37 protein-coding genes are annotated in these 25737 nt (G+C 67.5%); 29 read left to right on the top strand and 8 right to left on the bottom strand.

Features of this window, described 5'->3' with window-relative positions; all coding sequences use genetic code 11:
- Positions 1-2 precede the first annotated feature (2 nt).
- The 25 genes from DEJ19_RS21865 (at position 3) to DEJ19_RS21745 (ending at position 17436) form a co-directional block, all read left to right on the top strand.
- Positions 3-1580 (top strand): nicotinate phosphoribosyltransferase, encoded by a 1578-nt coding sequence (locus DEJ19_RS21865; protein ID WP_111232394.1) that lies wholly within the window; start codon positions 3-5, stop codon positions 1578-1580.
- The gene (locus DEJ19_RS21860; RefSeq protein WP_111232395.1) at positions 1577-1996 is read left to right on the top strand and encodes an NADAR family protein; all 420 of its coding nucleotides are present in this window, start codon (positions 1577-1579) and stop codon (positions 1994-1996) included. The genes DEJ19_RS21865 and DEJ19_RS21860 overlap by 4 nt, the downstream gene beginning before the upstream one ends.
- A gap of 66 nt (positions 1997-2062) precedes the next feature.
- Positions 2063-2695 (top strand): NUDIX hydrolase, encoded by a 633-nt coding sequence (locus tag DEJ19_RS21855; RefSeq protein ID WP_146250590.1) that lies wholly within the window; start codon positions 2063-2065, stop codon positions 2693-2695.
- A gap of 19 nt (positions 2696-2714) precedes the next feature.
- Entirely contained in the window at positions 2715-3218 is a 504-nt protein-coding gene (locus DEJ19_RS21850; RefSeq protein ID WP_111232397.1) for a hypothetical protein, read from the top strand.
- The gene (locus tag DEJ19_RS21845) at positions 3215-3856 is read left to right on the top strand and encodes a hypothetical protein (RefSeq protein ID WP_111232398.1); all 642 of its coding nucleotides are present in this window, start codon (positions 3215-3217) and stop codon (positions 3854-3856) included. The genes DEJ19_RS21850 and DEJ19_RS21845 overlap by 4 nt, the downstream gene beginning before the upstream one ends.
- Positions 3857-4012: 156 nt before the next feature.
- A complete protein-coding gene (locus tag DEJ19_RS21840; protein WP_258377330.1) occupies positions 4013-5080 on the top strand; it encodes a DUF475 domain-containing protein in 1068 nt (355 codons plus the stop codon).
- A 577-nt stretch (positions 5081-5657) separates the two neighbouring features.
- The gene (locus DEJ19_RS21835; RefSeq protein WP_111232399.1) at positions 5658-6233 is read left to right on the top strand and encodes a TerD family protein; all 576 of its coding nucleotides are present in this window, start codon (positions 5658-5660) and stop codon (positions 6231-6233) included.
- A 32-nt stretch (positions 6234-6265) separates the two neighbouring features.
- A complete protein-coding gene (locus DEJ19_RS21830) occupies positions 6266-6844 on the top strand; it encodes a TerD family protein (protein ID WP_111232400.1) in 579 nt (192 codons plus the stop codon).
- An 85-nt stretch (positions 6845-6929) separates the two neighbouring features.
- A complete protein-coding gene (locus DEJ19_RS21825; RefSeq protein ID WP_111232401.1) occupies positions 6930-8117 on the top strand; it encodes a toxic anion resistance protein in 1188 nt (395 codons plus the stop codon).
- 76 nt (positions 8118-8193) lie between these two features.
- Complete coding sequence (locus tag DEJ19_RS21820; RefSeq protein WP_111232402.1) at positions 8194-8931, top strand: DNA-methyltransferase; 738 nt, start codon at positions 8194-8196, stop codon at positions 8929-8931.
- Entirely contained in the window at positions 8928-9377 is a 450-nt protein-coding gene (locus DEJ19_RS21815) for a hypothetical protein (RefSeq protein ID WP_146250591.1), read from the top strand. The genes DEJ19_RS21820 and DEJ19_RS21815 overlap by 4 nt, the downstream gene beginning before the upstream one ends.
- Positions 9374-9652 carry a hypothetical protein gene (locus DEJ19_RS21810; protein WP_111232404.1) on the top strand — a complete coding sequence of 93 codons (279 nt, stop codon included), beginning with the start codon at positions 9374-9376 and terminating at the stop codon, positions 9650-9652. The genes DEJ19_RS21815 and DEJ19_RS21810 overlap by 4 nt, the downstream gene beginning before the upstream one ends.
- A 7-nt stretch (positions 9653-9659) precedes the next feature.
- The gene (locus DEJ19_RS21805) at positions 9660-10217 is read left to right on the top strand and encodes a TerD family protein (protein ID WP_111232405.1); all 558 of its coding nucleotides are present in this window, start codon (positions 9660-9662) and stop codon (positions 10215-10217) included.
- On the top strand, positions 10217-10372 hold the full coding sequence (locus DEJ19_RS21800) for a hypothetical protein (protein WP_181441461.1): 156 nt from the start codon (positions 10217-10219) through the stop codon (positions 10370-10372). Before DEJ19_RS21805 ends, DEJ19_RS21800 begins: the two co-directional genes overlap by 1 nt.
- Before the next feature lie 296 nt (positions 10373-10668).
- Complete coding sequence (locus DEJ19_RS21795; RefSeq protein ID WP_111232406.1) at positions 10669-11067, top strand: hypothetical protein; 399 nt, start codon at positions 10669-10671, stop codon at positions 11065-11067.
- Between the two features lie 22 nt (positions 11068-11089).
- Positions 11090-11908 carry a hypothetical protein gene (locus tag DEJ19_RS21790; protein ID WP_111232407.1) on the top strand — a complete coding sequence of 273 codons (819 nt, stop codon included), beginning with the start codon at positions 11090-11092 and terminating at the stop codon, positions 11906-11908.
- 36 nt (positions 11909-11944) lie between these two features.
- Positions 11945-12595, top strand: coding sequence for a deoxynucleotide monophosphate kinase family protein (locus tag DEJ19_RS21785; RefSeq protein WP_111232408.1), 651 nt, complete (start codon positions 11945-11947; stop codon positions 12593-12595).
- Positions 12592-13224 (top strand): dTMP kinase, encoded by a 633-nt coding sequence (gene tmk / locus DEJ19_RS21780; RefSeq protein WP_111232409.1) that lies wholly within the window; start codon positions 12592-12594, stop codon positions 13222-13224. Before DEJ19_RS21785 ends, tmk begins: the two co-directional genes overlap by 4 nt.
- Positions 13221-13841, top strand: a complete 621-nt coding sequence (locus DEJ19_RS21775; RefSeq protein WP_111232410.1) for a hypothetical protein — start codon at positions 13221-13223, stop codon at positions 13839-13841. Before tmk ends, DEJ19_RS21775 begins: the two co-directional genes overlap by 4 nt.
- A gap of 206 nt (positions 13842-14047) precedes the next feature.
- Positions 14048-14341, top strand: coding sequence for a hypothetical protein (locus DEJ19_RS21770; RefSeq protein ID WP_284176612.1), 294 nt, complete (start codon positions 14048-14050; stop codon positions 14339-14341).
- A gap of 25 nt (positions 14342-14366) precedes the next feature.
- On the top strand, positions 14367-15065 hold the full coding sequence (locus DEJ19_RS21765; RefSeq protein WP_181441462.1) for a P-loop nucleotide/nucleoside kinase family protein: 699 nt from the start codon (positions 14367-14369) through the stop codon (positions 15063-15065).
- A gap of 90 nt (positions 15066-15155) precedes the next feature.
- Entirely contained in the window at positions 15156-15959 is an 804-nt protein-coding gene (locus DEJ19_RS21760; protein WP_111232413.1) for a tRNA(His) guanylyltransferase Thg1 family protein, read from the top strand.
- A gap of 48 nt (positions 15960-16007) precedes the next feature.
- Positions 16008-16247, top strand: coding sequence for a DUF7455 domain-containing protein (locus DEJ19_RS21755; protein WP_111232414.1), 240 nt, complete (start codon positions 16008-16010; stop codon positions 16245-16247).
- Positions 16248-16395: 148 nt separating this feature from the next.
- Positions 16396-17121, top strand: coding sequence for an aggregation-promoting factor C-terminal-like domain-containing protein (locus DEJ19_RS21750; protein ID WP_258377331.1), 726 nt, complete (start codon positions 16396-16398; stop codon positions 17119-17121).
- Between the two features lie 84 nt (positions 17122-17205).
- Positions 17206-17436 (top strand): hypothetical protein, encoded by a 231-nt coding sequence (locus DEJ19_RS21745; RefSeq protein ID WP_111232415.1) that lies wholly within the window; start codon positions 17206-17208, stop codon positions 17434-17436.
- A gap of 446 nt (positions 17437-17882) precedes the next feature.
- Here the strand turns inward: DEJ19_RS21745 and DEJ19_RS21740 are convergent, their stop codons facing one another.
- The 5 genes from DEJ19_RS21740 to DEJ19_RS21720 form a co-directional block, all read right to left on the bottom strand.
- Complete coding sequence (locus tag DEJ19_RS21740; protein ID WP_111232417.1) at positions 17883-18392, bottom strand: dihydrofolate reductase; 510 nt, start codon at positions 18390-18392, stop codon at positions 17883-17885.
- Entirely contained in the window at positions 18392-18556 is a 165-nt protein-coding gene (locus DEJ19_RS21735; protein ID WP_111232418.1) for a DUF4236 domain-containing protein, read from the bottom strand. Before DEJ19_RS21735 ends, DEJ19_RS21740 begins: the two co-directional genes overlap by 1 nt.
- A gap of 90 nt (positions 18557-18646) precedes the next feature.
- Complete coding sequence (locus tag DEJ19_RS21730) at positions 18647-19126, bottom strand: hypothetical protein (protein ID WP_111232419.1); 480 nt, start codon at positions 19124-19126, stop codon at positions 18647-18649.
- 72 nt (positions 19127-19198) lie between these two features.
- Positions 19199-19564 (bottom strand): hypothetical protein, encoded by a 366-nt coding sequence (locus DEJ19_RS21725; RefSeq protein ID WP_146250592.1) that lies wholly within the window; start codon positions 19562-19564, stop codon positions 19199-19201.
- A complete protein-coding gene (locus DEJ19_RS21720) occupies positions 19561-19773 on the bottom strand; it encodes a hypothetical protein (protein ID WP_146250593.1) in 213 nt (70 codons plus the stop codon). The genes DEJ19_RS21725 and DEJ19_RS21720 overlap by 4 nt, the downstream gene beginning before the upstream one ends.
- Positions 19774-19864: 91 nt before the next feature.
- Between DEJ19_RS21720 and DEJ19_RS21715 the strand changes: the two genes are divergently transcribed.
- The 4 genes from DEJ19_RS21715 to DEJ19_RS21700 all read left to right on the top strand — a co-directional run bounded on the left by DEJ19_RS21715 (position 19865) and on the right by DEJ19_RS21700 (position 23403).
- Entirely contained in the window at positions 19865-20275 is a 411-nt protein-coding gene (locus tag DEJ19_RS21715; protein ID WP_146250594.1) for a hypothetical protein, read from the top strand.
- Between the two features lie 73 nt (positions 20276-20348).
- The gene (locus tag DEJ19_RS21710; RefSeq protein ID WP_111232422.1) at positions 20349-21023 is read left to right on the top strand and encodes a hypothetical protein; all 675 of its coding nucleotides are present in this window, start codon (positions 20349-20351) and stop codon (positions 21021-21023) included.
- A 24-nt stretch (positions 21024-21047) separates the two neighbouring features.
- A complete protein-coding gene (locus DEJ19_RS21705) occupies positions 21048-22019 on the top strand; it encodes an ATP-dependent DNA ligase (protein WP_111232423.1) in 972 nt (323 codons plus the stop codon).
- Between the two features lie 40 nt (positions 22020-22059).
- Positions 22060-23403 carry an AlbA family DNA-binding domain-containing protein gene (locus tag DEJ19_RS21700; protein ID WP_111232424.1) on the top strand — a complete coding sequence of 448 codons (1344 nt, stop codon included), beginning with the start codon at positions 22060-22062 and terminating at the stop codon, positions 23401-23403.
- A 10-nt stretch (positions 23404-23413) separates the two neighbouring features.
- On the opposite strand, the gene DEJ19_RS22060 is transcribed toward DEJ19_RS21700, so the two are convergent.
- From DEJ19_RS22060 to DEJ19_RS21680, 3 genes are all read right to left on the bottom strand, one after another.
- Positions 23414-24088: a DUF2510 domain-containing protein gene (locus tag DEJ19_RS22060; protein ID WP_502869801.1), complete on the bottom strand. Its 675-nt coding sequence runs from the start codon at positions 24086-24088 to the stop codon at positions 23414-23416.
- Between the two features lie 103 nt (positions 24089-24191).
- Positions 24192-24515 (bottom strand): hypothetical protein, encoded by a 324-nt coding sequence (locus tag DEJ19_RS21685; RefSeq protein ID WP_111232426.1) that lies wholly within the window; start codon positions 24513-24515, stop codon positions 24192-24194.
- A gap of 3 nt (positions 24516-24518) precedes the next feature.
- Positions 24519-25721 carry an RtcB family protein gene (locus tag DEJ19_RS21680; RefSeq protein WP_111232427.1) on the bottom strand — a complete coding sequence of 401 codons (1203 nt, stop codon included), beginning with the start codon at positions 25719-25721 and terminating at the stop codon, positions 24519-24521.
- Positions 25722-25737: the final 16 nt, after the last annotated feature.

Here is a 25737-nt window from a genome sequence, read left to right as displayed (position 1 = left end):
GCATGACCACGACAGCAGCACCCGCCACCCGCCTCGGCACCCCGACCGCACCCACCAAGATCGCCGGCCTCCTCGCCGTCGACGGGTACAAGCAGTCGCACCGCACCGTCTACCCGAAGGGCACGGAACGGATCCTCATCAACTGGACGAACCGCTCCAACAAGCTGCTCCCGGAAGCCAGCCACGCGGTGCACTTCGGCCTGCAGGCATTCCTGCAGAACTACCTCGTCGAGACGTGGGCGCCGTTCTTCGCCGCCACCGAGGACGAAGTCGCCGAGGAGTTCGACCGGGTGCTGCTGTCGTACTTCGGCCCGAACAACATCGGCTCCGACCACGTCCGTGCGCTCCACCGGCTCGGCTACCTGCCGCTGCTGGTGAAGGGGCTCCCCGAAGGCACGCTCGTCCCGTTCGGCGTCCCCACCATCCTCATCGAGAACACGCACCCGGACTTCTTCTGGCTGCCGAACTACATCGAGACGGCCCTGTCCGCCTCCATCTGGCACCCCTCCACCTCCGCAACCATCGCCACCGTGTACCGCGACCTGATGGAGGGATGGGCGGAGAAGACCGGCGGCGACACCGCCGCCATCGACTTCCAGGCGCACGACTTCTCCATGCGGGGCCAGACCAGCCTCGAATCCTCAGCAGCCTCCGGCGCCGGCCACCTGCTGTCCTTCCTCGGCACCGACACGATGCCGACGTTCGACTTCATCGACCGGTACTACCCGGGGGAGAACGGCTGGGTCGGCGCTTCCGTCCCCGCGACCGAGCACTCCGTCATGTGCATCCGAGGCGAGCAGGGCGAGCTCGAGACGTTCCACGCCGTTCTCGACGCGTTCCCCACCGGCATCGTCTCCGCCGTCAGCGACGGCTACGACTACTGGAACGTCCTCAACGTCACCCTCCCGCAGCTGAAGGACCGCATCCTCGGCCGCGACGGGAAGCTCGTCATCCGCCCCGACTCCGGCGACCCGGTGGACATCATGGCCGGCACGTACATCGTCACCGACGAGAACCGCGCCGAATACGAAGCGAAGAAGGCAGCCGGGGAGCTCACCTCCGAAGAACTCGGCTCCATCGAGGTCCTCGGCGACCTGTTCGGCTCCACCGTCAACGACAAGGGCTTCAAGGTCCTCAACCCGCGCATCGGCCTCATCTACGGCGACAGCATCACCCTCGACCGCGCCCAGCGCACGTTCGAGCGCCTCGCCGCGAAGGGATGGGCGTCCACGAACGTCGTCCTCGGCATCGGGTCGTTCACCTACCAGTACCGCACCCGCGACAGCCTCGCCAGCGCCGTCAAGGCCACCTGGGCGCAGGTCGACGGCCAGCCCGTGGACATCCAGAAGGACCCGAAGACCGGCTCCGGCAAGAAGAGCGCCAAGGGTCGTCTCGCCGTCGTCACCGGCATCGACGGTGACCTCGAACTCATCCAGCAGGCCACGCCCGCCGACGAGGACCGTTCCCTCATCCAGCCGGTGTGGCAGGACGGCGAGTTCATCAACCCGGTGTCCTTCGCCGACGTCCGCACCACCCTCCGCGAGCAGCGCGCCGCCCGCGCAGCGCGAACGGCGCGATGACGGAACGCATCTACGGCTTCCGCGGTGAGGCGTTCTTCCTGTCGAACTTCTTCGTCGAGAAGGACGGCCTCACCGGGGAGCACCGCTTCCAGGTCGCGAAGACGTACGACCCCGCGTGGCAGCGACGCATCCTCGACGCGCCAACGCCGGCGAAGGCGAAGTACGAAGGTCGCTCCGTCCCGCTCCGACCGGACTGGGAGGACATCAAGCTCGGGGTGATGCGCCTCGTCGTCCAGACGAAGTTCACCGACCCGGACCTCCGCCAGCTGCTCCTCGCGACCGGCAATGCCGACCTCGTCGAAGCGAACACTTGGGGCGACCGCACCTGGGGTGTCGACGAAAAGACCGGGCAGGGCGAGAACCTCCTCGGCCGGCTCCTCATGGAGACCCGCGGCCTCCTCCGAGCCAGCCCCTGACCCACCAACACTGAGCGGGCAGACGAACACCGTCTGCCCGCTCGACCCGTCAAGATGGACAACACCATGACCGACCGCCAGCAGCCGCTCATCGCCATCGACGTCGTGCCCGTCTACTTCGACAGCCGAACCGCCGAACTCGTCTTCGGCACCGCCGAACGCCAGTACGAGCCGTACGCCGGCCAGCACGCACTCCCCGGAGTGCTCCTCGGTGCAGATGAGACCCTCACCGCGGCAGCCCTCCGGGCACTGAACGACAAGGCCGGCATCGACGCGTCGAAGGTGCGCCACCTCGTGCAGGTCGGCGCGTTCGACGGTCCGAGCCGCGACCCCCGCGACAAAGCGATCAGTGTCGCGTTCCTCGCCGTCGTCGAACCGTACGCATCAGCGACCGGGTGGAACGCTTGGCATGCCACACCAGCGCTGCCCTTCGACCACGGCACCATCCTCGACGCCGCCCGAGAGACCGCACGCACGCGGCTCTGGGCTGACAAGCCCTTCACGCAGGCGCTCACCGGAGACGTGTTCAGCACTGCCGACGCCAGCGCACTCACGGCGCAGATGACTCGGAAGAAGCCCGACGCCGGCAACCTCAACCGATCCCTCCGCGGGAACGAACACCTCACGCAAGTAGGGACCGCCGAACGGATGAAGAAGACCGGCGGCGGCCGTCCAGCCAACCTGTGGAAGTGGCAGTAGCGCCGCGCACACACCAGGCGTGACCCCGCGCGAGAAGGACCACGGAGCGCCCACCAGCAACGGCGGGCGCTTCGCTGCACCGACCAGACCTGCCGCCACGAACACGCTCCACCCCCGGCTCGAAGACCGCATCGCCAACGTGGCGCCCCTCGCGGGCGACAGCGACCTGCCGAAACTGGCCGACCCCCGCCCCGCCATGCAGTTCATCGACGACCCATACGGCGGGTGGTGGCGGGGACGCATCGCGATGAGCCACCTCATCGCCGAGCATCAGCCGATGGTCAACACCATCACCTCCGGCCGCACCAGCGACAGCACCGGACAACCCGTCGAGCTCTGCCTCCACGAGGGCACCGACGCGCACTTCGAGGTGACCGACGGGCACCACCGCCTCACCGACGCCCTCCGCCGCGGCGACACACACATCGACGTGCTCATCAGCGCCTACTACGACGACGAACCATACGACGGCGGCTACTTCGACTTCGGCGCCGCCAACGCCCCGCACACATCCGAAGCATGAGCATCGACAGCAACGGCCGCTCCCACGCAGCAGCCGGCACGCCCGGCGGCGGACGATTCGAGGCGGAGAAGCCTTCCTACGATGAGACGGTGAATCTCTCCAGTGTTCGGTCCGCCGAGTTCCACGACGACGGAAAGACCCTCCGTGTCACCGGTGGTGAACAGCTTCACGACATGGAAGAGCACGGCCTGTCCCTCGAGGGAATGGCAGCGTCGATCAACAGCCTCCGCCTCCAAGGCAACGTGTCTGTCCCTGCACCACGGGAAGCGTTCAACTCCGAGATGGCGAAGGTGTACGGGTACACCCCAGCCACGCACGAGGCGAAATGGGTGCACCTCGCCGGCGACCAGTTCACGGAAGCGATCGTCTTCGAACGGCAGGACGGCGCCGGGCTCACCCTGCCGGCCGCGTACCAGCAGGTCGCACAGCAGGCATCCCTCGGTGAAGAGCTCAGCAACGGATGGGCCGCCGAAGAAGAACTCCCCGAGGGAACCGACACGTCGCGTCTGCGCCACGAATCGGAGCGAATCCGAAACGGCCTCACCGCCGTCGCCGGCAAGAACGGAGCCGGCTGGCTCATGCACGGCCTCGACGCGGCCGACTTCGGCTACAGCGTCGAGAATGCAGACGCCGAGTAGTCACAACAGCCAACGAAGCCCGCCGAGCATCCCGCTCCGGCGGGCTTCGACATGCCCACCCGCCGGTTCCGCACCCGTCGCATAGGGGTGGCGTCCGGGGAAGTCCCGGCTAGTCACCGTCAGCGTCACCGCTGACCCTGCACGAACGGGAACGACGTGTTCAAGTCCATCTTCGCCCACCACAAGTGGGCGCTCATCATCTCGGCGATCGCTGTCGCCGTCGGCTACTTCTACGGCGGCCCGCAGGTCGCAGGACTCGTCGCCATCCTCGGTGTGATGGAGGTGTCGCTGTCGTTCGACAACGCCGTCATCAACGCGCGCATCCTCAAGCACATGTCCGACAAGTGGCAGAAGATCTTCCTCACCTGGGGTCTGCTCATCGCCGTCGTCGGCATGCGCTTCCTCCTCCCCATGCTGCTCGTCGTCGTCACCACCGGGCTGAACCCGGCGAAGGTCCTCGAGCTCGCACTCGCGAAGGGCTCCCCGGAGGAGCACGGCACGTTCGGCTACTACCTGACCGAAGCGCACCCGCAGATCGCCGCGTTCGGTGGCATGTTCCTCCTGCTGCTGTTCCTCGACTACATCTTCGAGGAGCGTGAGATCCAGTGGCTGACGTGGCTGGAAAAGCCGCTGTCGAAGATCGGCCGCCTGAACGCCCTCTCGTACGCGGTCGCAGGCATCGCCCTCATCATCGGCGCGCAGATCAGCGAGCACCCCGCACAGGTCCTCATCGCTGGCATCATCGGCATCGTCACCTACATCCTCGTCAACGGCCTCGGCGACCTGTTCGGCCCCGACGAGGACGCCGAGGAGTCCACCGGACCGAACGACGTCACCAAGCTCGTCGGCAAGGCTGCGTTCTTCTCGTTCCTCTACCTCGAAGTCATCGACTCGTCGTTCTCCTTCGACGGTGTCATCGGCGCGTTCGCCATCACCTCCGACCCGCTGATCATCGCGCTCGGTCTCGGCATCATCGGCGCACTGTTCGTCCGCTCCATCACCGTCCACCTCGTCAAGGCCGGCACGCTCGACTCGTACGTGTACCTCGAACACGGCGCGCACTGGGCCATCGGCGCCCTTGCCGCGCTGCTCATCCTGTCGCTGAAGTTCGAGATCCCCGAGGCGGTCACCGGCCTCACCGGCGTCGTCCTCATCGTCGCCGCGGTGATCTCCTCTGTCACACGGAAGAACCGCGAGGAGAAGGCCGGCGTCACCGCCAACTGACCCTCCGCGGCATAGGACTCCTCGCACCCGACAGGCGGTGCAGAGACGAGGAGCACCAATGCTGCAGCGCCCCACCCCGAACGGCCGTCGCACAGACACTGCGACGGCCGTTCGTCGCACCCTCCGTCAGCGCCTCGCAGGCTGGCTCATCGCCGACGACCCGAACCCCGAATACTCATCGCTCGACCGCATGGACGGCCTCGGATTTTGACGGGCACCCCGCCGCTGACGAGACCCATCACCAATGCCAGGGGCGGCTTGATGCTCACCGCACTGTCCCACGAGGAGATCGACACCCGGCGGCGACCGGACGGGGCTGAGCTCGCTGCTGCAGACGAGACGCCCGCCGGTACGCCTGCCGCGCGCATCGAAGAGCGCCCCTCTCCGGCTTCGTCATCGACGAGGGCTGGGCGCTGCAACCCCGAGCAGACCACCCCGCCTGGCGTCACGGCCGCCAGCAGCGCGGAGGACGCCGCGCGACGCAGCCGACTCGAGCGACCCACAGCCGGTTCCCCTGAACCCGCATAGACCCCGTGCGGCCGCAACGAAGCCGCACCCATTCACACGAAGGAACCGCATGAGCATCAACCTCGCGAAGGGCCAGGCCATCAGCCTGGAGAAGGCAGACCACACCCCGCTGCACCGTGTCCGCCTCGGCCTCGGCTGGGACGCCGCACCGCGTGGCCTGTTCGGACGCACGAAGGAAGTGGACCTCGACGCGTCCGCGATCCTCCTCAGCGGCCAGAAGGCCATCGACATCGTCTACTACGGCCAGCTCAGCAGCAAGGACGGCGCGATCACCCACACCGGTGACAACCGCACCGGCGACGGCAACGGTGACGACGAGCAGATCCTCATCAACCTCGCCCAGCTCCCCGAGCACATCGACACCGTCGTCTTCGTCATCACCTCCTACACCGGGCAGCGGTTCAACGAGGTCCAGAACGTCTACGCCCGCGTCAACGACGTCGCCTCACACGACGAGGAAGTCGCGCGCTACAACCTCGCCGAGTACGGCGACACCACCGGCAACGTCATCGCGAAGTTCACCCGCGCCGGCACCGGCTGGAAGTTCACCGCCCTCGGCATCCCCGCCAACGGCAAGACAGCGAAGGCGCTCGTCCCCGCAGCCCTCGCCACCGTCACCAACTGACCCTCGACCGAACAGAACAGGAACACCACATCATGACGATCTCCCTCGACAAGGGCGGCTTCATCTCCCTCGCGAAGGCAGCGCCCGCGCTCGTCAAGGCCAAGGTCGGCCTCGGCTGGCAGGCAAACTCCTTCAACGGCCACCCGTTCGACCTCGACGCCTCCGCGATCCTCGTCAAGGAGAACGGCAAGGTCCGCAACGACGGCGACTTCATCTTCTACAACCAGCTCGTCCACGCCGACGGCTCCGTCATCCACTCCGGCGACAACCTCACCGGAGACGCCGACGGCGACGACGAGGTCATCACCGTCGACTTCTCCAAGGTCGGCGCCGACGTGGACAAGATCGTCTTCGCCGTCACCATCCACGACGCAGCCGCCCGCGGTCAGAACTTCGGTCAGGTCCGCAAGCCGTACATCCACGTCACCAACGACGAGACGGACGAGGAGATCCTCCGCTACGACCTCCGCGAGGAGGGCGCAGTCGAGAACGCACTCATCTTCGGCGAGTTCGAGCGCACCAGCTCCGGATGGGCGTTCTCCGCCGTCGGCCAGGGCTACACCAACGGTCTCGGTGGCATCGCCCGCGACTTCGGCGTCAACGTCGGCTGACCAGCACCCCCTCACGGCGGGACGACCTTCACCTCGAAGTCGTCCCGCCGTCCCCAGCTCACCCCACCAGCAGAAGGACCTCACCGTGACACTCCTCGCCGCACCGTCGAACGACGGAGCCCCGTTCAAGCTCGAGCAGCCCGAACCCGTCGTCGAAGCGACCCCCGACTCCGTGCAGACGATGCTCGACCCGGTCGCGCCCGGCCGCGCACTCGAGATCGGCTCCCAGGCGAAGGACCTCGTCGCTGACCTGGCGACGTTCAACCCCAACTCTCCGCAGTTCGTCGCGAAGATCGCCGACATCAACAGCCTCGCCGCGAAGGAGATCGTCGCCACCGGCGCCGGCTCCTCCCGCCTCCTGGACCGCAGCGCAGCAACGTTCAAGTCGAAGGGAGGCGACGCGTCGTCGAAGGTCATCGGCACGCTGTCGGACCTCCGCGCCACCGTGCAGGACCTGACGCCGAACACCGCCGACCTGACCAAGTCGGAGAAGATCCTCGGCTTCATCCCCGGCGGCAACAAGCTCCGGAAGTACTTCCAGAAGTACGAGACCGCCGACCAGAAGATCAAGGGCATCGTCAAGAGCCTCGAAGCCGGCCAGGTCGAACTCAAGCGCGACTGGGCTGACCTGCAGACGGAGAAGGCGAACCTCTGGGAAGCGATGGGGTCCCTCAACGAGTACATCGTCCTCGCCGAAGCGATGAAGGCCGAGCTCAAGGACCAGATCGCCTCCCTCCGCAACGCCGGCAACAACCCTGCTGCGGACGCCATGGAGTCGGAGATGCTCAAGGCGGTGAACCAGCGCCACCAGCAGCTGCTGGTCCAGCTGACCGTGGCCGTGCAGGGCTACATGTCGATGAACCTCACGCAGAAGAACAGCGAAGAGCTCATCAAGGCCGTCGAGGAAGCGAAGACGACCACCATCTTCGCCCTCCGAGTCGCCATGCAGACCGCAGCAGCCCTCGACACACAGATGAAGGTGCTGGAGAGCGTCGACGCGGTCCGCGAAGCGACCGGACAGGCCATTCTCGCCACCAGTGCGCTGCTGAAGCAGAACACCGTCGCCATCCACCAGAAGGCCGTCGAACCCGCCGTCGCCATCGCCGTCCTCGAGCAGGCGTTCAACGACATCCACTCCACCCTCGACGAGATCGACACGTTCAACCGGAACGCCAACGAGGCCATCGAGGGCAACATCTCTGCGCTCACCCGCCAGCTCGAGCAGGCGAAGCCGCAGCTGGAGCGTGCGAAGGCACTCGAAGCAGCGAAGTAACGCAGCCCACCGAAGCGGGCCCGGGACGTCCTCCGTCTCGGGCCCGCTTCGAGCTTCCACGCGGCATAGAGCCGGCATGACCGACCTCGACATCATCACTCCCGGCACCGTCCAGTTCCACGAAGGGGACTGCCGGGAGTTCCTGCCGACGCCCGCCGACGTCGTCATCACCGACCCGCCGTACGCCGTCGACCGTCACGGCCGGATGCTCGGCCAGATCGCCAGCAACTACCACGGCAAGGGCGCCCACACCCGCGGCTACTACGACCACAACTCAGCCAAGTTCGCCGAGATCCTCACCCCCGCGTTCGACGGGATGCTGCACAGTCTCCCCAAGGGCGGCACCCTCGTCGCGTTCTGCGGCAACCGCACCTTCGCCGAGATGGTCACCATCGCCAGCACCGTCGGCTTCGAGATCCTCGACGTGCTCGTCTTCACCGGCGGTGGGTCGTTCGCGAAAAGCCGAAGCATGCTCATGCCACGGTTTGAGCTTGCGTTCTACGCCAGGCGTCCCGGCGGCACGCGGCAAATCAACCCCGACCGGAACATCGCGAACCTGTTCGACATCAAGAAGACGAAGGGGGAGTCGGAGCACCCGACAACGAAGCCGCAGGCGTGGATGCGCCGCGTGGTGGAGGTGTTCTCCGAACCCGGCGACACGGTCCTCGACCCGTTCGCCGGATCCGGGTCCACACTCCTCGCCGCCCGAGACCTCGGCCGCAACGCCATCGGCATGGAGCAGGAGCCGGAGTACGCGAACATCGTCCGCCGCCGCCTCGACCTGCCGTCGTCCCCGCCGGCGGCAGCCGCATGATGGGGTGGTTCCGCGGGAACACCGCACCCGTCCCCGTGCAGCTGGCGCCGCAGAGTGTTACCGACCGCTACCGGGCACACCTCGACACCCTCGCCGCCGCCAGCCGTCAGGCATCTGCGGTCATCAGCCCCGCAGCGTTCTCCACCCTCCGGCGCATCGACGATCGCATGCGGCCCCTCATCGACGACCTCGAAGGTCGGGACATCCTCCCCGAACACGAAGTCGCCATCGACCACTTCATCGCCACATTCGTGCCCGACACACTCAACCTGTTCCTCGGCCTACCCGCCGCCGACCAGCGGCACGGCGGACGAGGCGACACGATGCTCTGCGAGCAGCTCCTCGCCCTCGAACAGCGAGCACGTGACTTCGGCGACACGATGCGAACCGACGCGCTCCAAGCTATGACCACCAACGGCTTCTTCCTCGAACAGGCACTCCGATGACCGACCACACCGCAACCGAGAACGCTGCCCTCCGCCGCGTGATCGCCGAACACGACCGCTACCTCACGGGGATGATGAACGCCGACCCCCGCGGAGCCGACGCCAGCGACTACCTCAACGCATCGTTCGACCTGTACAGCCGGCTGAACGAAGCAGGCTTCGGCGACCTCGCTGCGCAGCAGCGAATGCACGCTGCTGCCATCTCCGACAGCCGCGACCTCACCACCGACACGAGCACCGACGTGCTGCCCGCTGAGCCGCTTCGCTCCGCATAGGGCCAGCATGAGCAGCGCGAACCTCACCAACGGTCTCAGCATCGTCGTCACAGACCAGGGGGAGACCCCCACGGACGTCGTCGTCGGCTTCAGCTGGGACGTCATCACCTCGAACTCACCCGACCCTGAGCTCGTCCCCATGGTGCTGATCCTCGACGAGGACGAACAGGTCATCGACCCGGACGCCGTCGCGTTCTTCAACCAGCTCAGCGCGGCCGCCGGCGCCGTCCAGTACGTCACCGGCGACGACCTGGAGCAGGTGGACATCCACCTCCCCGCTGTCCCAGCCGAAGCGAAGACCCTGCTGTTTCTGCTGTTCATCAACCCCGACCCCCGACGGCCAGGGACGTTCCGAGCAGTCCGCAGCGCCCGGGCGAACATCAGCACCGCCGCCGGTGAACAGCTCGCGCACGTGAACATCACCACCAGCAGCATCGAAGACGCAGACGCCGTCGTCATCGCTGAGCTGTACCGCTACAAGGGGCAGTGGAAGTTCCGAGCACTCGGTAGCGGCTACACCGGCGGTGTGCGCGCCGTCGCCGAGACCTTCGGGTTCACGATCTGATGCGCGGCCTCATCCTCGCCATCACCGCAGCGGCGCTCCTCCTCGCGCTCGCCGTCACGACCTTCGGCATCGAGCAGACCCTCACCGTCATCGTCGCTGGTACGGCGATCGCAGGCGGAGCGTTCATGATGCACCACCCCACGGAGGGCGCATGACCAGCCTCCACGCGCGCCGCAACTGGACCTTCATCACCCGCCGCACGCCTCGGCCGCAACCCATTGCGCAAGCAACGCCGGCACTGAACTTCGACCGTCCTCGCCCGTCCGCGACGGCACCAGCAATCACCGCGCCACAACTCGACTTCACCCGGCCACGCTCAGCCGCACCAGCGCCGGCAGGAGGCGCACCGCTACGCATCGGCAATGCACCGGCGGCGCCGACAACCCCCGCACCGCGTCCCGCTCCCGCAGCTTCCATCGCACTCACCGAAGCGCCCACCCTCGACACAGCCGTGACTCTCACCGCCGCGGAACCCGTCATCCGGCTCACCCGCAGGCAATCCGCCATCGGCGTGCTTCGCATCGACGGAGCCGCCGACATCGGCTGGACCAGCGTCGACGGAACGGCCGGCGTCAGCAGGGCTGGGACCAGCCTCCGCGGTGGACCCGTCCACGCCAACCGGCCCCTGTTTGAACGCGTCACCACGCAGCGGGTCCTCATCAACCTCCGCCATCTCCACGACGTCCACCGGGCCGTCATCACCGCAGCTGGCGACTCCGTCACCGTCACAACTGAGAGTGGGAAGACCGTCACCGTCAACGGCACTGCATACGTGCATCGGGTCGGGGACGTCCTCGAGGTGCGCTACGAAGGACCGGCGACCGTGGCCGACTTCGGCTTCGTCGTCTGAGGGCACTGCCACACTGGGCAGCATGGCCATCACCGTCGACGACAGCGGCGACTACCCGTCGGAAAGCACCGTGGAATGGGCCGCCGCGACGAACCGCGGCGGCATGTGGGCGCTGCTCGCCGAGCCGACCGCGGACCGCACAGCCGCTGAGGAGACGGCGAAGGTCAGCGGCGGAGTGGTCATCAGCCGAGAGGTCTCCACCTGGCAGACAGTCCGTGAGCTACGACCGAAACCTGCGGTTGCCAGCGACGACGAGGTCAACCGGATCATCGAAGAGGAAAACGGCGTCATCCGTGACGCGCTCCTCCGCGGGGTGAGCATCGTCCTCGTGCGACCACACAAGCCGCGGGAACGGGTCCTGCATCGCATCGGCTGCCCAGGCCTCACCTCAGTGCTCAACCGGCAACTCGCGTGGACGCAGCGCTTCCGGGAACGGCTCGCAGAAGACCCTGAGATCCGCCCGCCGTTGCCCACTTTTCACACCCGGGAAGACGCGCAGAACCGACTGGCGGGCATTCGCCAGTGCGGCGCCTGCGAACCAGAGCTGCACGGCGCGACCCGCGCCCTGAGACGCGTTCGAGCGGACGGCCTCTCCGACAGACACCTCGGCCTCACCCTGGCTAGCGACGGCGGAACCCCGCTCGGCATCATCACCGACGTCGACACGCACACCTCCGCCAGCAACTACCAACGGTACGGCGCGGAACAGGTCACCATCACCACCGACAACGGCGTCCACAACCTCAGCGGAACCGACATCGTCACCGTCGTCGGCAGCATCAGCCCAGCACGGCTCACCCGCGGGGAAGAACGGCTTCGCACTCGCCTCGGACTCAGCTAAGCCCCGCCGGTTCGTCACAGCCCGCATAGACAGGGCGTGACAGCACCCACAGAGCTCGCCCCATTCATCGGCTTCGGCGGCTACCTCCGCTCCGGCAAGGACACCATCGCCGACCACCTCGTCGACCGACACGGCTTCGTCAAGGTCAACATGTCGGCCCCGATCCGCGACTTCCTCATCGCGGTCAACCCGATCGTCTACGCCAAGCCTGTCCGGAAGCGGCAGGCGCTCGCCGTCCTCCTCGGCCGCACCGTCACGCACTCGTACGTCCGGTACCGCGAGTACGAGCAGATGGCCGGCGGGTACACCGAAGCGAAGAAGCACCCCGAGGTCCGCGCGCTCCTGCAGCGCATCGGGTACGACGGTGGCCGGCTCATCATCGGCGACGACGTGTGGACCAACATCGTCAGTCGTGCCGTCGTCGCGTACCGCGAAGCGGGCACCGGGGTCATCATCTCCGGGATCCGGTTCCCCAACGAGCAGGCCCTCGTCCACGCGCACGGTGGCCGCCTCATCTGGGTGGACCGACCGTCGCTGCCAGCTCCGACGGCGGACGCCGCCGGACACGCGACCGAGCAGACCCTCACCGCCGACACGTTCGACGACGTCCTCGTCAATGACGGCTCCATCACCGACCTGTACCGCGCGGGAGAGACCCTCCTCGGCCTCGAGGAGAAGGCAGCATGAACCGACTGAACAACCGCGGCCTCTGGGTCACCTTCGAAGGCGGAGACGGCACCGGGAAGACCACCCAGGCCGACCACGCCCGCCGCTACCTCCGCAGCCTCGGTCGCGACGTCCTCCGCACCCGCGAACCCGGCGGCACACCACTCGGCGACAAGCTCCGCCATCTCATCCTCACCGAGCAGATGGGCTCCCACACCGAAGCCCTCCTGTTCGCCGCGAACCGGGCCGACCACATCCGCACACTCGTCGAGCCGGCGCTCGCTGCGGGCACCGACGTCATCCAGGACCGGTATCTCGACTCATCCGTCGCCTACCAGGGGTACGGCCGTGATCTCGACCCGGCCGAGGTCCGCCACCTCAGCATGTGGGCGACCGGGGGAGCGCTGCCGGAGCTCACCATCCTCCTCGACCTGGACCCCGCCATCGCCGCCGCACGTGTGGGCTCCCGCGGCGAACAGGACCGCATCGAGCAGGAGCACGACGAGTTCCGTGTGCGACTGCGTGGCGGCCTCCTGCAGCTCGCTGCAGCGGAACCGGACCGCTTCGTCATCATCGACGCCGGGAACACCGAAGCGCAGGTCGCCGGGCACGTACGGTCCGCCATCACGAACCGGCTCCTCACCCGATGAGCAGCACACACCCGATCGCAGTCGCAGCGAAACGACTCTCGCGCACGGCGAACCGTCGGGCGGCGCTGTGGGGTGTCGCCGTTCTGCTGCTCGTCGGCGGCATCGTCAGCCTCGGCGCCTACACGGTGCAGTCAACCTGGGTGTCGGAGACCACAGCGAACGCAGACACCGCGTCGTACTACCGGAACCAGTCGATGAAGTCCGACGCGAAGCTGCTGCAGACCGACGACGCGAAGCAGCTGATCGCCTCCACCGAGGAGTCCTACGGGCCGCAGTGGAACACGTTCATCGACTACCTCACCGTCAAGCAGGACGAAGCCGCCAAGCGTGACCACGCCGCAGCGAACAAGGTCGCCGACGGCCTCATCTTCCCGAACCTCCGTGCCCAGTACCGTGCGTGGGCGGCGGAACGCGCAGAGTCGCAGCCGTCCATCACCGTGAAGCAGCAGGCGCAGCTGCAGGTCCTCGCCGTGTACACGCAGACCTGCCGCGACCGTTGGCAGGGCCACGACCAGGCGTACACGTTGGCGACCTTCGCGAAGGACTTCGACGCGGCAGACGTCGGCATCCTCGAACTGCGTGCAACTGAACTCGGAGACGACCTGTGCGACGGGTGAGCGGCAACCCCGCAAAGCGGAACACCACGCACGGCAACCGGACCACTCCGAAGCGGAAACGGGGTCTTCGCCGGCCCCCGTGGCTGCCGAAAACCCGCGCCACGCAGCGGCTGACGCTGCTTACCACCTGGGTGCTGCTCACCGCCATCGCCGTGCCAGCAGGATGGAACGCCGGTCGGGCTGCCGACTCCCAGTACGTGTTCATCATGACCAGCATCGCCCTCCCCGTGATGCTCGCCGGGCTGCTCGGCGCCTGGTACTTCGCCCTCGCCGTCATCGGCGGAGCGTCGAAGATCCGACGACTCCGAGTCTCCGACTGGCCCGCGGGTCGCCGACGTCTCGCCGCCGCAACGCTCGGCATCACAGCAGCCGTCGGCTTGACCAACCTCATCCAGTGGGTGGAAGCGGACCTGCCCGTCGGCCTCATCATCGCGGCAGTAGCCGCCGCGGCAGCAGCAGTGTTCGACATCGTCCAGACCATCCGAGGACGGCGACGCTGACCAGGTTCGTCGCATAGATAAGGTCGTGCACAGAACCTCCACCATCGCAGCTCCCCGGCACGCTCCCACCCGACCAGGCCTCGTCACCCCGGGTGGAACCGCACCCGCCGCCGCAGCCAGCTCACCGTACGTCGTCCTCGTCGCCGGGTACGCCGGCAGCGGCAAGAGCGAGTTCAGCCGACGCATCAGCGAAGGGCTGTCGTGGCCGCTGCTGGACAAGGACAGCCTCAGCGGCCCACTCGTTGAAGGGCTCATCAGCCGCATCACCGGAGACCTGAACGACCGCCACTCCCAGCAGTACCTGAACCTGGTCCGCCCGCTGGAGTACCAGGCGCTGCTCGAAGCGACGCTCGACAACGTCAACGCCGGTCTCTCAGCCGTCGTCACCGCTCCGTTCCTGCTCGAGCTCAGCAACCCGAAGTGGGTGGCGTCGCTGCGCAACAAGCTGAAGACCCTCGACACGAAGCTCCACATCGTGTGGGTGGACTGCGACGAACACATGATGCGAGCCCGCATCACGCAGCGCGGCGCCGGACGAGACAACTGGAAGCTGGCGAACTGGGACGACTACGTCCGCACCGTCAACCCAGTGCCCTTCCGAGCAGCAGCAGACGACGTCGTAGACAACACCCTCGACGCATTCACCTCCCTCGAGCAAGCCGCGTCCAAGTTCATCGCATCCGTCGCAGCCCCCACCTCCGCTGTTCGCGCCATCGCCTGGTAGGACGACCGCCGGCTGAACGACGGAACCCTCCGGGGCAGGCGTTCAGCCGGCGCACTCCAGGTGCAACAGAAGTCCGCGCATAGGGGGTGCATGCAGCCCACCGCCGCGACCCCCGCGCCCGACGAGGAGTACGGCTCCACGTTCAAGGACCTCGAACGTCAGCACCGCACGTACCTCCCGAAGGAGCAGTACGCCGTCATTCGCCTCGACGGCCGCGCGTTCCGCACCTACACGCGAGGGCTCAACAAGCCGTACGACGAGCAGTTCATGGCTGACATGGACGCCGCCGCCCGCGCGGTCGCCACCGCTCTCCACGGCGTCCGACTCACCTACGTCCAGTCGGACGAGATCAGCGTCATCATCACAGCATGGGACCCGACCCGGGACCCCGATGAGGCAAGACGCGGGCAGCTGATGTTCGGCGGCGCCGTGCAGAAGCTGATCACCATCGCCGCGTCCGTGTGCTCCGTCGAGTTCAACCGCCGACGCCCCGACGGCGGCACGGCACTGTTCGACGCCCGAGCGTTCTCACTCGACAGCCCCGCCAACGTCCGCGACTACCTCTCATGGCGGCAGGCCGACGCACGCCGGAACACCCTGTCGATGCTCGCCCGGACGAAGTTCTCCGCCAAGCAGCTCAACGCCCTGGGCACTCGGGAACAGCACGAGCTACTCCTCGGCATCGGCGTGGACCCAGCCGACCTACCCGTCGGATTCACCCAGGGCCGCATCCTCATCCCCGGAACAGAACCTGGAACGACGACGTTCACTCACGAGCGCACCCACGAGACGCAGACCGTCACGTACGAACGCAGCGTGCTGAACCTCAGCGACGCACCGGACTTCCGGACCGCCGGCGCCGACCTCATCCCGGAGCCGCCGCGGACACGCTGACCAACACGACGTCACAGCACCACCCCCCTCAGCACGGAAGGACCCCGCATGCCCAGCAACGCCCCCACCATCGAGACCATCCCCACCGAGCAGAAGCCGGCCGCCCGACAGTTCAACACCAGCGACCGTTGCGACGTCGGCGGCTGCGGCGCCCAGGCATACGGCGCCGCGTCGTTCGCCAGCGGTGAGCTGCTCTTCTGCGGACACCACACGACGAAGTACCTCGCCGCGCTCGAGAAGCAGGCGTACGCCGTCATCGACAATCGAGACGCCATCGTCGGCAAGTAGCGCCCGCCCGGTCATCACAGGCCGGTAACAAGAAACAGCGGCCGGTTCCCTGCATCACGCATAGAACCGGCCGCTGTTTCGCGCATCGGAAGCGTTCAGCACACCCCGACAGCGGAGACCCCCTCTCCGCCCCAAGAGTGGAGGACGCATGCGTTCCAACCGAACACGAATAGCCGTCGCCGCGGTCACGCTGACCGCCGCGCTGGCAGTAGCCGGAGCAGCGCCAGCCGCTGCTCTCGCAGCCCCCATCACGCCGTACACGCCCATCGCGCCGCTGAGCCCGATCCCGCAGGCCGCCCCGTTGACGCCCCTTCCGTCGACAAGCCCGCTCGCGAACCCCGACCGGCAGGACTTCACCAGCTCGTCGCAGGCAGCGAGCCCGATCGTGACCCGCGACGCTTATACCGTCACGGTGCCGAAGCCGAAGCCGAAGCCAAAGCCTGCGCCCGCTCCGCTGAAGCCGTCGCCGGCCGCGAAGCCGACGGGCAACGCCACGCCGAAGCAGCCAGCCGCAGTCCCCGCGGTTCAGTCAGCTGCACCAATGCCCGTCGCCGTCACCTGGGACACCAGCCCCGGGTCCGCGCAGGCGTACGCCGCGTCGAAGCTCAGCGACTACGGCTGGGGGCCGGACCAGATGGCATGCCTGGTGTCGCTGTGGACGAAGGAGTCGACCTGGAACTACCAGGCCTCGAACCCCAGCTCCGGCGCGTACGGCATCCCGCAGTCGCTGCCGGGCTCGAAGATGGCGTCCGCCGGCGCCGACTGGCGGACGAACCCGCAGACGCAGATCAACTGGGGGCTCGGGTACATCAAGGGCTCCTACGGCAGCCCCTGCGGCGCCTGGGGTCACTCGCAGGCGACCGGCTGGTACTAGACCGCCTGCGAACCCGCTCCGAACGCCCTGCCCGTCCTCTGACCGGCAGGGCGTTCGTCGTGTTCCCGCCGCATACCCCACAGCATGACGGCAGCCCTCGCCACCGAAGTCCAGGTCACACTGCGAGCGGGAAGCGTTTTCACCGAAGCGCACCCCCGATTCGCCGGTTCCGGTCCGTTCCGGATCCTCACCAGTCGGATGCTGCCGGGCACGTTCGACGGGCCGCTGGTGATGCGAACCCTCATCGACTCTGTCGCCGCTCCTGGTACACCCCACTGGGTCGGAGACGACGACTTCGACGTCATCATCACCTGACGGGAAGTGTCGGTGGTCGACGGGATGGTCGACGCCTCCGGAAGGACCGCGCATGGACACCGACACTCTCCCGAACTTCACCATCGACTACCGGTGGAGCGCCGCGCTCGAGCGGGATACCCGTGTCGCGACCGGACGTGCCGTGCCTGCCGACGCACCACGCACTCCCGGATGGCTCATCACCTGCCGGGAACACGGACACGGTGTCGCGTTCGTTCGCGGGAAGACCGGCACGCTCGCAGACGCGGCCGCTCGGGCAGTCGAGGTGCTCACGGCAGAGCATGGTCCGAGTGTCGCCGGACGCACGAGGCACACAGTCGCAGGGTCCGCTGCGGAGTTTCGGGCAGAGGTCGGCACCGCGGTGGAACTCAGCCTCGCTCACCTCCCGTGAACGAGTAAGCACCGCCGGCTCACATGAGTGCCGGCGGTGCTGTCGTGTGGAGGGGTCAGCGGACCCAGGTGACGACGTCGAACCCCTCGCGGTGTTCACGGGATTCGACGGACCACGCTGTCCGGTCGAAGTCCGGGTACAGCGTGTCCCCATTCGGGCGGCCGGGAACCTCGGACAGCACCTGACGTCGCGCCCCCGCATCGAGGGCGAGACGGTAGATCTGAGCGCCACCGGCGACGAACACCGGGCCGGCGTACCCGTCTGCGGTTGCGATGGTCACCGCGTTGTCGAGGGACCTGGCGGTGAAGGTGCGCCGCCGCTGGGCGGCGGGAGTCGGGGGAGTGGTCCACGTGCGGTCGCGGGAGATGACGATGATGTCGCGGCCGGGGAGCGCGCCGACGGCCTCGAACGTCTTCCGGCCCATGATGACCGGGTGCCCGTTCGTCGTCGCCTTGAAGTGGCGAAGGTCGGCCGGCAGATGCCACGGCATACCGCCGTCAGCGCCGATGACGCCGTTCTCCGCCACCGCGGCGATGAGGACGAGCTGGTCGGCCTTCGCTGGCATCAGAAGACGCGGAAGGAGAAGCCGTTGCCGAGGCGGATGCTGACGTGGCCGCGGCTGTTGATGGAGACCGGTCCGAAGCGCTTCGTCATCGAGACGCCGCTGCCGGAGACGTTCACGAAGGTGTTCTTCCCAGTGCGGATGCGGCGGCGGTACTGCAGGCCCATGAGGGTGACCTTTCAACGAGGGTGTGGATCGGGTTCGCCCGGTCCGGCGTACCAGGGGTATGCGCGGACCGGGCGAAAAAGGTGTGTGGGCTACAGCCCGCGGAGCAGCACTCCCGCATCAGCTGCGTCCGCCGCACCCAGGAGCCAGGTGATGTGCGCCCGGGTGTCCGACTGACGGTACAGGTTCGAGAGCGGGTGCCCGTTGAACCGCTCCGCCTCGTCCGTCGCGATGCTCGCGTACGGCGTCTGACCGATGCGCTCGATGTCGCCGGCCTCCTCAGCCGCGGCACGCAGCACACGCGCGACGACGACGTGGTCCGCAGCCGGAACATCCGGCTCGACGGCCTCGACGGCCGGCGCCGGAACGTCAGGGACGACGAACGCACGGTCCAGGTCGCCACGCAGCGCCTCGACCTCCGCGTCACGCGCAGCGAACCCCGCAGCGAAGGCCTCACGGAACACCCCGTACAGGGGCGAGTACGCCGTCAGCTTCTCACCGGTCTGGGTGGTCGCCGTCAGCAGGTAGTCCTGCCAGGCCGGCTCGAACGACGGGTTGGTGATCTCGGGCAAAGAGTGCTCCTGCACGTCGGGGTCACCCCAAGGCGGCGTGACGCTTCACCCAGCAGGTATGCGGCGAAACGGTCAGTCGCCGTACGCCAACTCGAGACCGACGGCGCTGACCGCGCGGTCGAACTCGTCCCACTTCCAGGACGGGAGCGTGCTGTGCGCCGCCCAGGCGTCCCCGGCGAGGACCTTCGCACCGATGCGGAACGCATTCACCTCACGCAGCAGGTTCTCCCGCACCCCTTCAGGTGCGTTCTCCGCGTACTGCTCGCGGCCGTTCGCGAGGAGGTTCAGCACCATCGCTGCACGAGTGAACTCGTCCAGGTGCTTCGCGGACGGAGTGATCATCGCCTGCTCGGCACGGAACTGCTCCGCGGCGACCCGTTCCACCTGGTCGGCGTTCTCCACCATGCGACGCAGGGTTGGGTCCAGGTTGTCAGTCACAGGGCCGTCTTCTTCCACGGTCCAGGAGACGGCCGGTCTTCCCGGCTGTCGCGAGCAGCAGCTCGCAACCCGTACTCGATGGAACCGCCGATCATGCCCCGGTAGTACGGCGTCGCGAGACGCAACGCAGCGTTCGCTAGGCGGCCTGCGAGACGATCCCGGGTCTTCCCGAACCAGGTCGTCGGCGGCTGCGGTGTGGTGGTGCTCATGCCGCTCCTATGCTGCGACCACCAGAACTGCGGCCAATCCGCGGATCACAGTGGAGACAGCACCCCAGCCGACAACCTGATGGAGAGCACCATGACAACCTTGCACGACGGGATCCGCGCCTGGGCGAAGGGCATCTACCCGACCGAGGCAGCCGTGGAGCTCCTCATCCGAACCGGTCTGGCCACCGACGACGCCGACTTCTACGGTGACACCAACAGTGCGTTCATCGAAGTGCGCGCCGACAAGATCATCGACCGTGCCCGCAGCTACTCCCACAGTCAGGAACAGATCCTCCGTCTGGTTGCCTCCCTGCTCGGTGAGCAGAACGTCAACCTCAAGGACGCGTTCCGCGGCCTCGACCGCACCAACCTCCAGCTCGCCCTCGCCGCCATCAGCCACGCCGCCGGCGCCCACGAGATGACCGGCTGGACCGTCAACGACGGAGACAACGGCACGGTCAGCAACCCCGACGGCCCGGTCGTCGCCTGGCCCGAGCGGTAAGCCACCACGACAAGCGCCGGCACCCCGAGGACCGGGGCGCCGGCGCTTTCGTCGTCCCGCACACATCCCAGTCATGACGATGACCTTCGACGCCCGCCAGCACCCACGCAACGGCGACCGGGGTTTGCCCGGCCACGCCGGCCAGTTCGCTCACGCTGAGCACACCACCGACGTCATCGACCTCGGCCTCACCCACACCACCTCCTTCGACAACGACCCGCTCGCGCTCACCCCGAAGCAGGACAGCCAACGGCAGGTCCGCATCGCGCAGGGCGTCCGCGCGGACACAACCACCTGGCGGCCGTCCGACGACCTCTCCGGCGTCCGGTACCGCACCGGTGGAGACACCGACGAGCTCAAGCTGAAAGCAGCACTCGTCTTCGCCCCAGAACGCTCCGGCGGGTCATGGACCATCAGCCGGAAGACCGTCGTGGACGACATCGACAACGGCGCCGTCAACGACGAGCGGAACATGGGCCCGTACGGTGCGACGTTCTTCGACGCGCTCGCCGCACGTGGTGCCCTCGTCCCCGTCAGCGACGGCAACCGAGCGGAGTACACCGCCGCGTACGAACGTGGCCGCCGCGCCCACGGTGACACCAGCAGCCCGGAAGAGATGCAGGCGCAGACCGACGCTCTCTACGAGATCGACGCGGACCTCATCATCCAGATCTACCCCGAGCTGACCAAGAACGGCGACGCCTGGCACGACCACGCAGCCTCGTACGGGTTCGGCAGCCGCCGGTAGGACCTCAGGGAGCATGCTGAACGCATGCCACCCGTTCCCGCCGCCGCGCTCGCCGCACCCGGCATGCTCCCCACCGGCAAGGCCTGGGCGTACGAGATGAAGTACGACGGGTGGCGCGTCCGAGCAAAAACGACTGAGCGCGGCGTCACCCTCTGGTCCCGGCACGGCACCGACCTCACCGAACGGCTTCGGGACCTTGCCGCCGTGCTCGAGGAACACGTCCCACCCGGGTTCACCCTCGACGGGGAAGCAATCGTCTGGTCCCCGGACGGCGGACGGCTCGACTTCGAAGCGCTGCAACGGCGGTTCACCGCCGGCCACCAACTTCCGCAGGTCATCCACGACCACCCGGCGACGTTCGTGGTCTTCGACGTGCTCACCGTCGCAGGCCACGACACCACCCGTCAGCCGCTCCGCGCCCGACGACAGCTCCTGGAAGCGCTCGCCGAAACCTGGGCGCCACCGCTGGAACTCAGCCCACAGACCACCGACCGTGCCCTCGCTGAAGAATGGTTCCGCACCATGCCGGCCGCCGGCATCGAAGGGGTCATGGCGAAGCGACTCGACGAGCCGTATCCCGCCGGCCGGCGCGCCTGGGTGAAGGTGAAGCACCGCGACAGCATCGACGTCATCTGCGCCGCCATCACCGGCAGCCGCGACCACCCTCGTGAACTCATCGTCGGATTGCCGCTCGACGGTGAACTCGGCATCGTCGGCCGGACCGGCACCCTCACCGCCCGCACAGCGAAGACGCTCACGCAGCACCTGCACGAACCACTACAGGAACCGCCGTGGCCGGACAACATCCCCTCCGGCCAGTGGGGCGCTCGCCGCGGGGAGCCGGTCGCCCTCACTCATGTCGAGCCGATCGTCGTCGAAATCGCAGCCGACACAGCCTGGGACGGGCGACGTTTCAGGCACACGCTCCGGTACCTTCGCCCCCGGCCAGAAGTCGCGGCCGCCGACGTCGAACTGCCAGAGAAGCTGCAGCGGTGAACACGCGCCACCTGTCGGCCGTCCACGCCAAGATGGACCCGTGGCGCTCAACATCGACACCAGCCGTCAGCTGCGAAGCCTCCAGGACCTCCGGAACCTCATCGACGCGGTCACCGGCGCCGAGTCTTCTGACGAGTCCCACTTCTTGGAGTGGAAGCGCGACCTTGACCTCACGAAAGCCGCCGGCTGGTTCGCTATCGCTAAGTGCATCATCGGCATGAGCAACCGACCGGTGCAGAAGGCCTCGCTGGTCTTCGGCGGCTGCGGCTACATGGTCATTGGCGCGGAGCCGAGCAACACTCCGGGCGTCATCATCCCCGACCTTGCACAACTCGAGCCATGGCTGGTGAAGTACCTCGGCAACGACGGCCCCTCCTGGAGCCCGCGGTCAGTGGACGTCAACGGGCAGAGCATCCTCGTCATCACCATCGAGCCGCCGAGCGACAGCGACAAGATCCACACGCTGAGGAAGACCTACACACCGGACAGCGGCAAGGGCGGGCACCAGGAAGGCACCATCTTCGTTCGGCATCACGCACAGTCGGTGCCGGCGACCACCGCTGACATCCGTGAGCTCGAGCAGCGACTCCTCGCCGGACGGTCCGGCGTCGAAGCGTTCGACAAGCTCACGGCGGACTCGCTCGGCGCCGTCCGCGTCCTCAACTTCACCCAAGAGGCCGAGGACGCGCGGTACGCCGAAGAGGAGAAGGCGGTGCCGCCGCTGAAGACTTCAACTTCTTGGTTCGAGCCCGGCCCGCCACGCGGGGTCGTGCCCACTTTCGAGTTCCACCGGTCGGAGGAACGAGACCGGTACGAACGGGAGCGCCAACAATATCTCCGCGACTTCAGAGCGGCACTCCTTCCGTATGCCCTCGACATGGCAGGGCGTCGGCACGGGGCACCGTTCGCGCTGCGAATCACGAACAACTCCGACACCATCCTCACTGACTTGCAACTCCGAGTGGACATCCCGGACGACGTCCACGCGTTCCCGGCTCCTGGCGACAACCTTGTAGAGCTGCCCGACCGGCCGAAGAAGCCGTCGGCGTTCCCGGTCGGGGATCTCGCCGCTATCTACGGTGGGCGCTTTCGCCCGGCTGACATGTCCGGGATGTTCGACCGCTTCTACATCGCCGAGGACGGTCGGTCGGTGACGTTCAGCATCACCGACATCCACCCGCACCGGGCCGAGACAACCGATTCGATCCTGCTGTTCACGAAGCTCAGCGAGGTCGGCGCCGGCAACATCGCCGGCGCACGGTGGGACCTGCCGGTGAGCATCACGGCGGCGAACCGGTCCGGTCAGTGGCAGGGGTCAGTTCCCGTAACCGCCGTCGTGCCCGTCCTCGCCGAGGAGAACCTGCTGCCCCCTGTCGTCGCCTGAGGCTGACGCGCTACGCGGCGTTCTTCCGTCGCCGACGGATGAGGAGCATCCCTCCAGCTACCACGGGAATCGCGCCGGCGGCTGGCACGAGACTCTGCAGCAGCGTGTGCGGCTGCCCGGGCGCGACATGCATGGACGCGGCAGCGTTCTCCGGGTCGTAGAACACCTGCCGGCTGTCGCCTACCTTCACCGTGCACGGCGCCTGGAACGCGGTTTCCTGCTTCTGGTACTTCTGCCCGGCGACGTTCGCTTCCACGACCGCGGCGCACGCTGGATCCCCGGTCGCCTTCTGCAGCGACCCGTCGGCGTTGTACGTTGCGGACCCCTCGGACCAGACGACAGACACAACCGTGCCCGCGGCTGCACGCTCACCCTTCGCCGGTGACGCAGCGGGGGAGAACGTCCCCAGCAGGGTCGCGGCCGCGGCGAACCAGAGAACACCGAGCCCGACCGCAGCCGCGGCCGCGACGGTCCGCTGGCGGGACCGCTTCGCCGGCCGGGTCGTGACGGTGAGGGGACGCGACGATGTTGTTGCGGTAGGAGAGGCGTCCAGGGACGGCTCAGGGTCCAGCGCCGGCGCCGGGGTTACCGCAGCGTTCTGCCGATGCTCAGACCAGCCCGCACCATCCCACCAACGCAGAAGCCCCGGCTCCCCAGGTGACGGGTACCAGCCGGCGGGAGGCATCGTCATCGTCTGGGGTCCCCTTCTGCTGGATACGGCGAACGCCCGGCGCGGCCGTCACATCAGCAGATGCGGCGGACACCCCGGGCGTTCAGGAGGTCGAGGGCTACTTGGCGGGGAGAAGGCGGATGGCCGTCACCGGAGTAGTAAGCCGTGTCGAAGCGACGTACTCCGGGTCGCCCCGGCGCTCCGCCTTCACGTACCGCATGACTCCCTGCCCGCCGACGACGAACCGCATCATCGTGCAGACCAGCGGTTCCGCATCGCGGTAGCGAGCCTTCGACAGGTACCACTCGACCGACGGCACAGCATCCGGCACCCTGGTCGAAGTCACCTCGTCGCCGACCTGCACGACGTAACGGCTGCCGGACGAGGTCAGCACCTCGTAGGTACCAGCAGGGGACTCGGAAGTGAGTTCGAGGATGGTCATGGCTTACCCCTTCACGCAGAGCAGCGTCTGCAGGTGTTCGACGACGTCCACCAGTTCGGACTGCGCGGCGACGACGGAGTGAATGTCCTTGTACGCGCCGGGGATCTCGTCGATGACGGACGCGTCCCGTCGCGACTCGATGGTGCCCATCTGCTCGTTCAGGTCGTCAAGGGTGAAGCGACGCTTCGCCTCGCTGCGGGACATCACCCGGCCAGCACCGTGTGACGCCGACTGGTACGAGGTGTCGTTGCCGAGCCCGCGGACGATGTAGGAACCGGTGCCCATCGACCCCGGGATGAGCGCCAGGTCGCCCTTGCCGGCGCGGATGGCGCCCTTGCGGGTGACGAGCATGTTCCGGCCGTCGATGGTCTCCTCCGCCACGTAGTTGTGGTGGACGTTGATGTCGGAGTCGAACGTCACCGGAACGCCCGCGTAGTGGTCGCGGAACGCCTGCTTCGCGAGGCCCATCATGATGGCGCGGCTGCGGAGCGCGTACTCCTGCGCCCAGGTCAGGTCGCGGCGGTACGCGTCCATCTGCGGCGATCCGCTGAGGAACACGGCGAGGTCGCGCGCTTCGCCCTGCAGGTCCTGGTTGTGCGGCAGGGTCTTCGCGATGGCGATGTGCTCCTCAGCGAGCACCTTGCCGATGTTCCGGGAGCCGGAGTGCAGCGTCAGCCACAGTCGCCCCTCGGAGTCGACGCACACCTCGATGAAGTGGTTGCCGCCACCGAGGGAGCCCATCTGCTTCTGCGCCTTCCCCTCGAGCTTCTGCACGCCGGAGTGAAGGTCACGGAACTGTCCCCAGAACCCCTGCCAGCCGCGGTTGAGACCGAGCTTGCCGACGTTCACCGGGTCGTCGTGCCCGTTGGGGCCGACCGGAATGGCGTTCTCGAACGCTGCACGGAGCTCCGGGAGGCGCTCCAGGTGCTCGACGGTGAGGTTCGTGCGAACGGCGGAGACACCGCAGCCGATGTCGACGCCGACGGCGTTCGGGCTGATGGCCTGGTCCATCGCGATGACACTGCCGACGGTTGCGCCCTTGCCGAGGTGCACGTCCGGCATCACGCGGATGCCGTGCACCCAGGGGAGCGTGCCGATGGCTCGGAGCTGCTGCAACGCAGCCTGCTCGACGTCGTGCTCGTGCGCCCACAGCAGGGTGTCCGTCTTCGCACCGCGTAGCGGTACCGGGAACTCGTGGTTCGTCATGGTCCTCCTATGCGCG

The organism is Curtobacterium sp. MCSS17_016 (assembly GCF_003234255.2).
Lineage (GTDB): Bacteria > Actinomycetota > Actinomycetes > Actinomycetales > Microbacteriaceae > Curtobacterium > Curtobacterium flaccumfaciens.
Note: the sequence above shows the minus strand (reverse complement) of the source record. Positions and strands in the feature narration are given on the sequence as shown.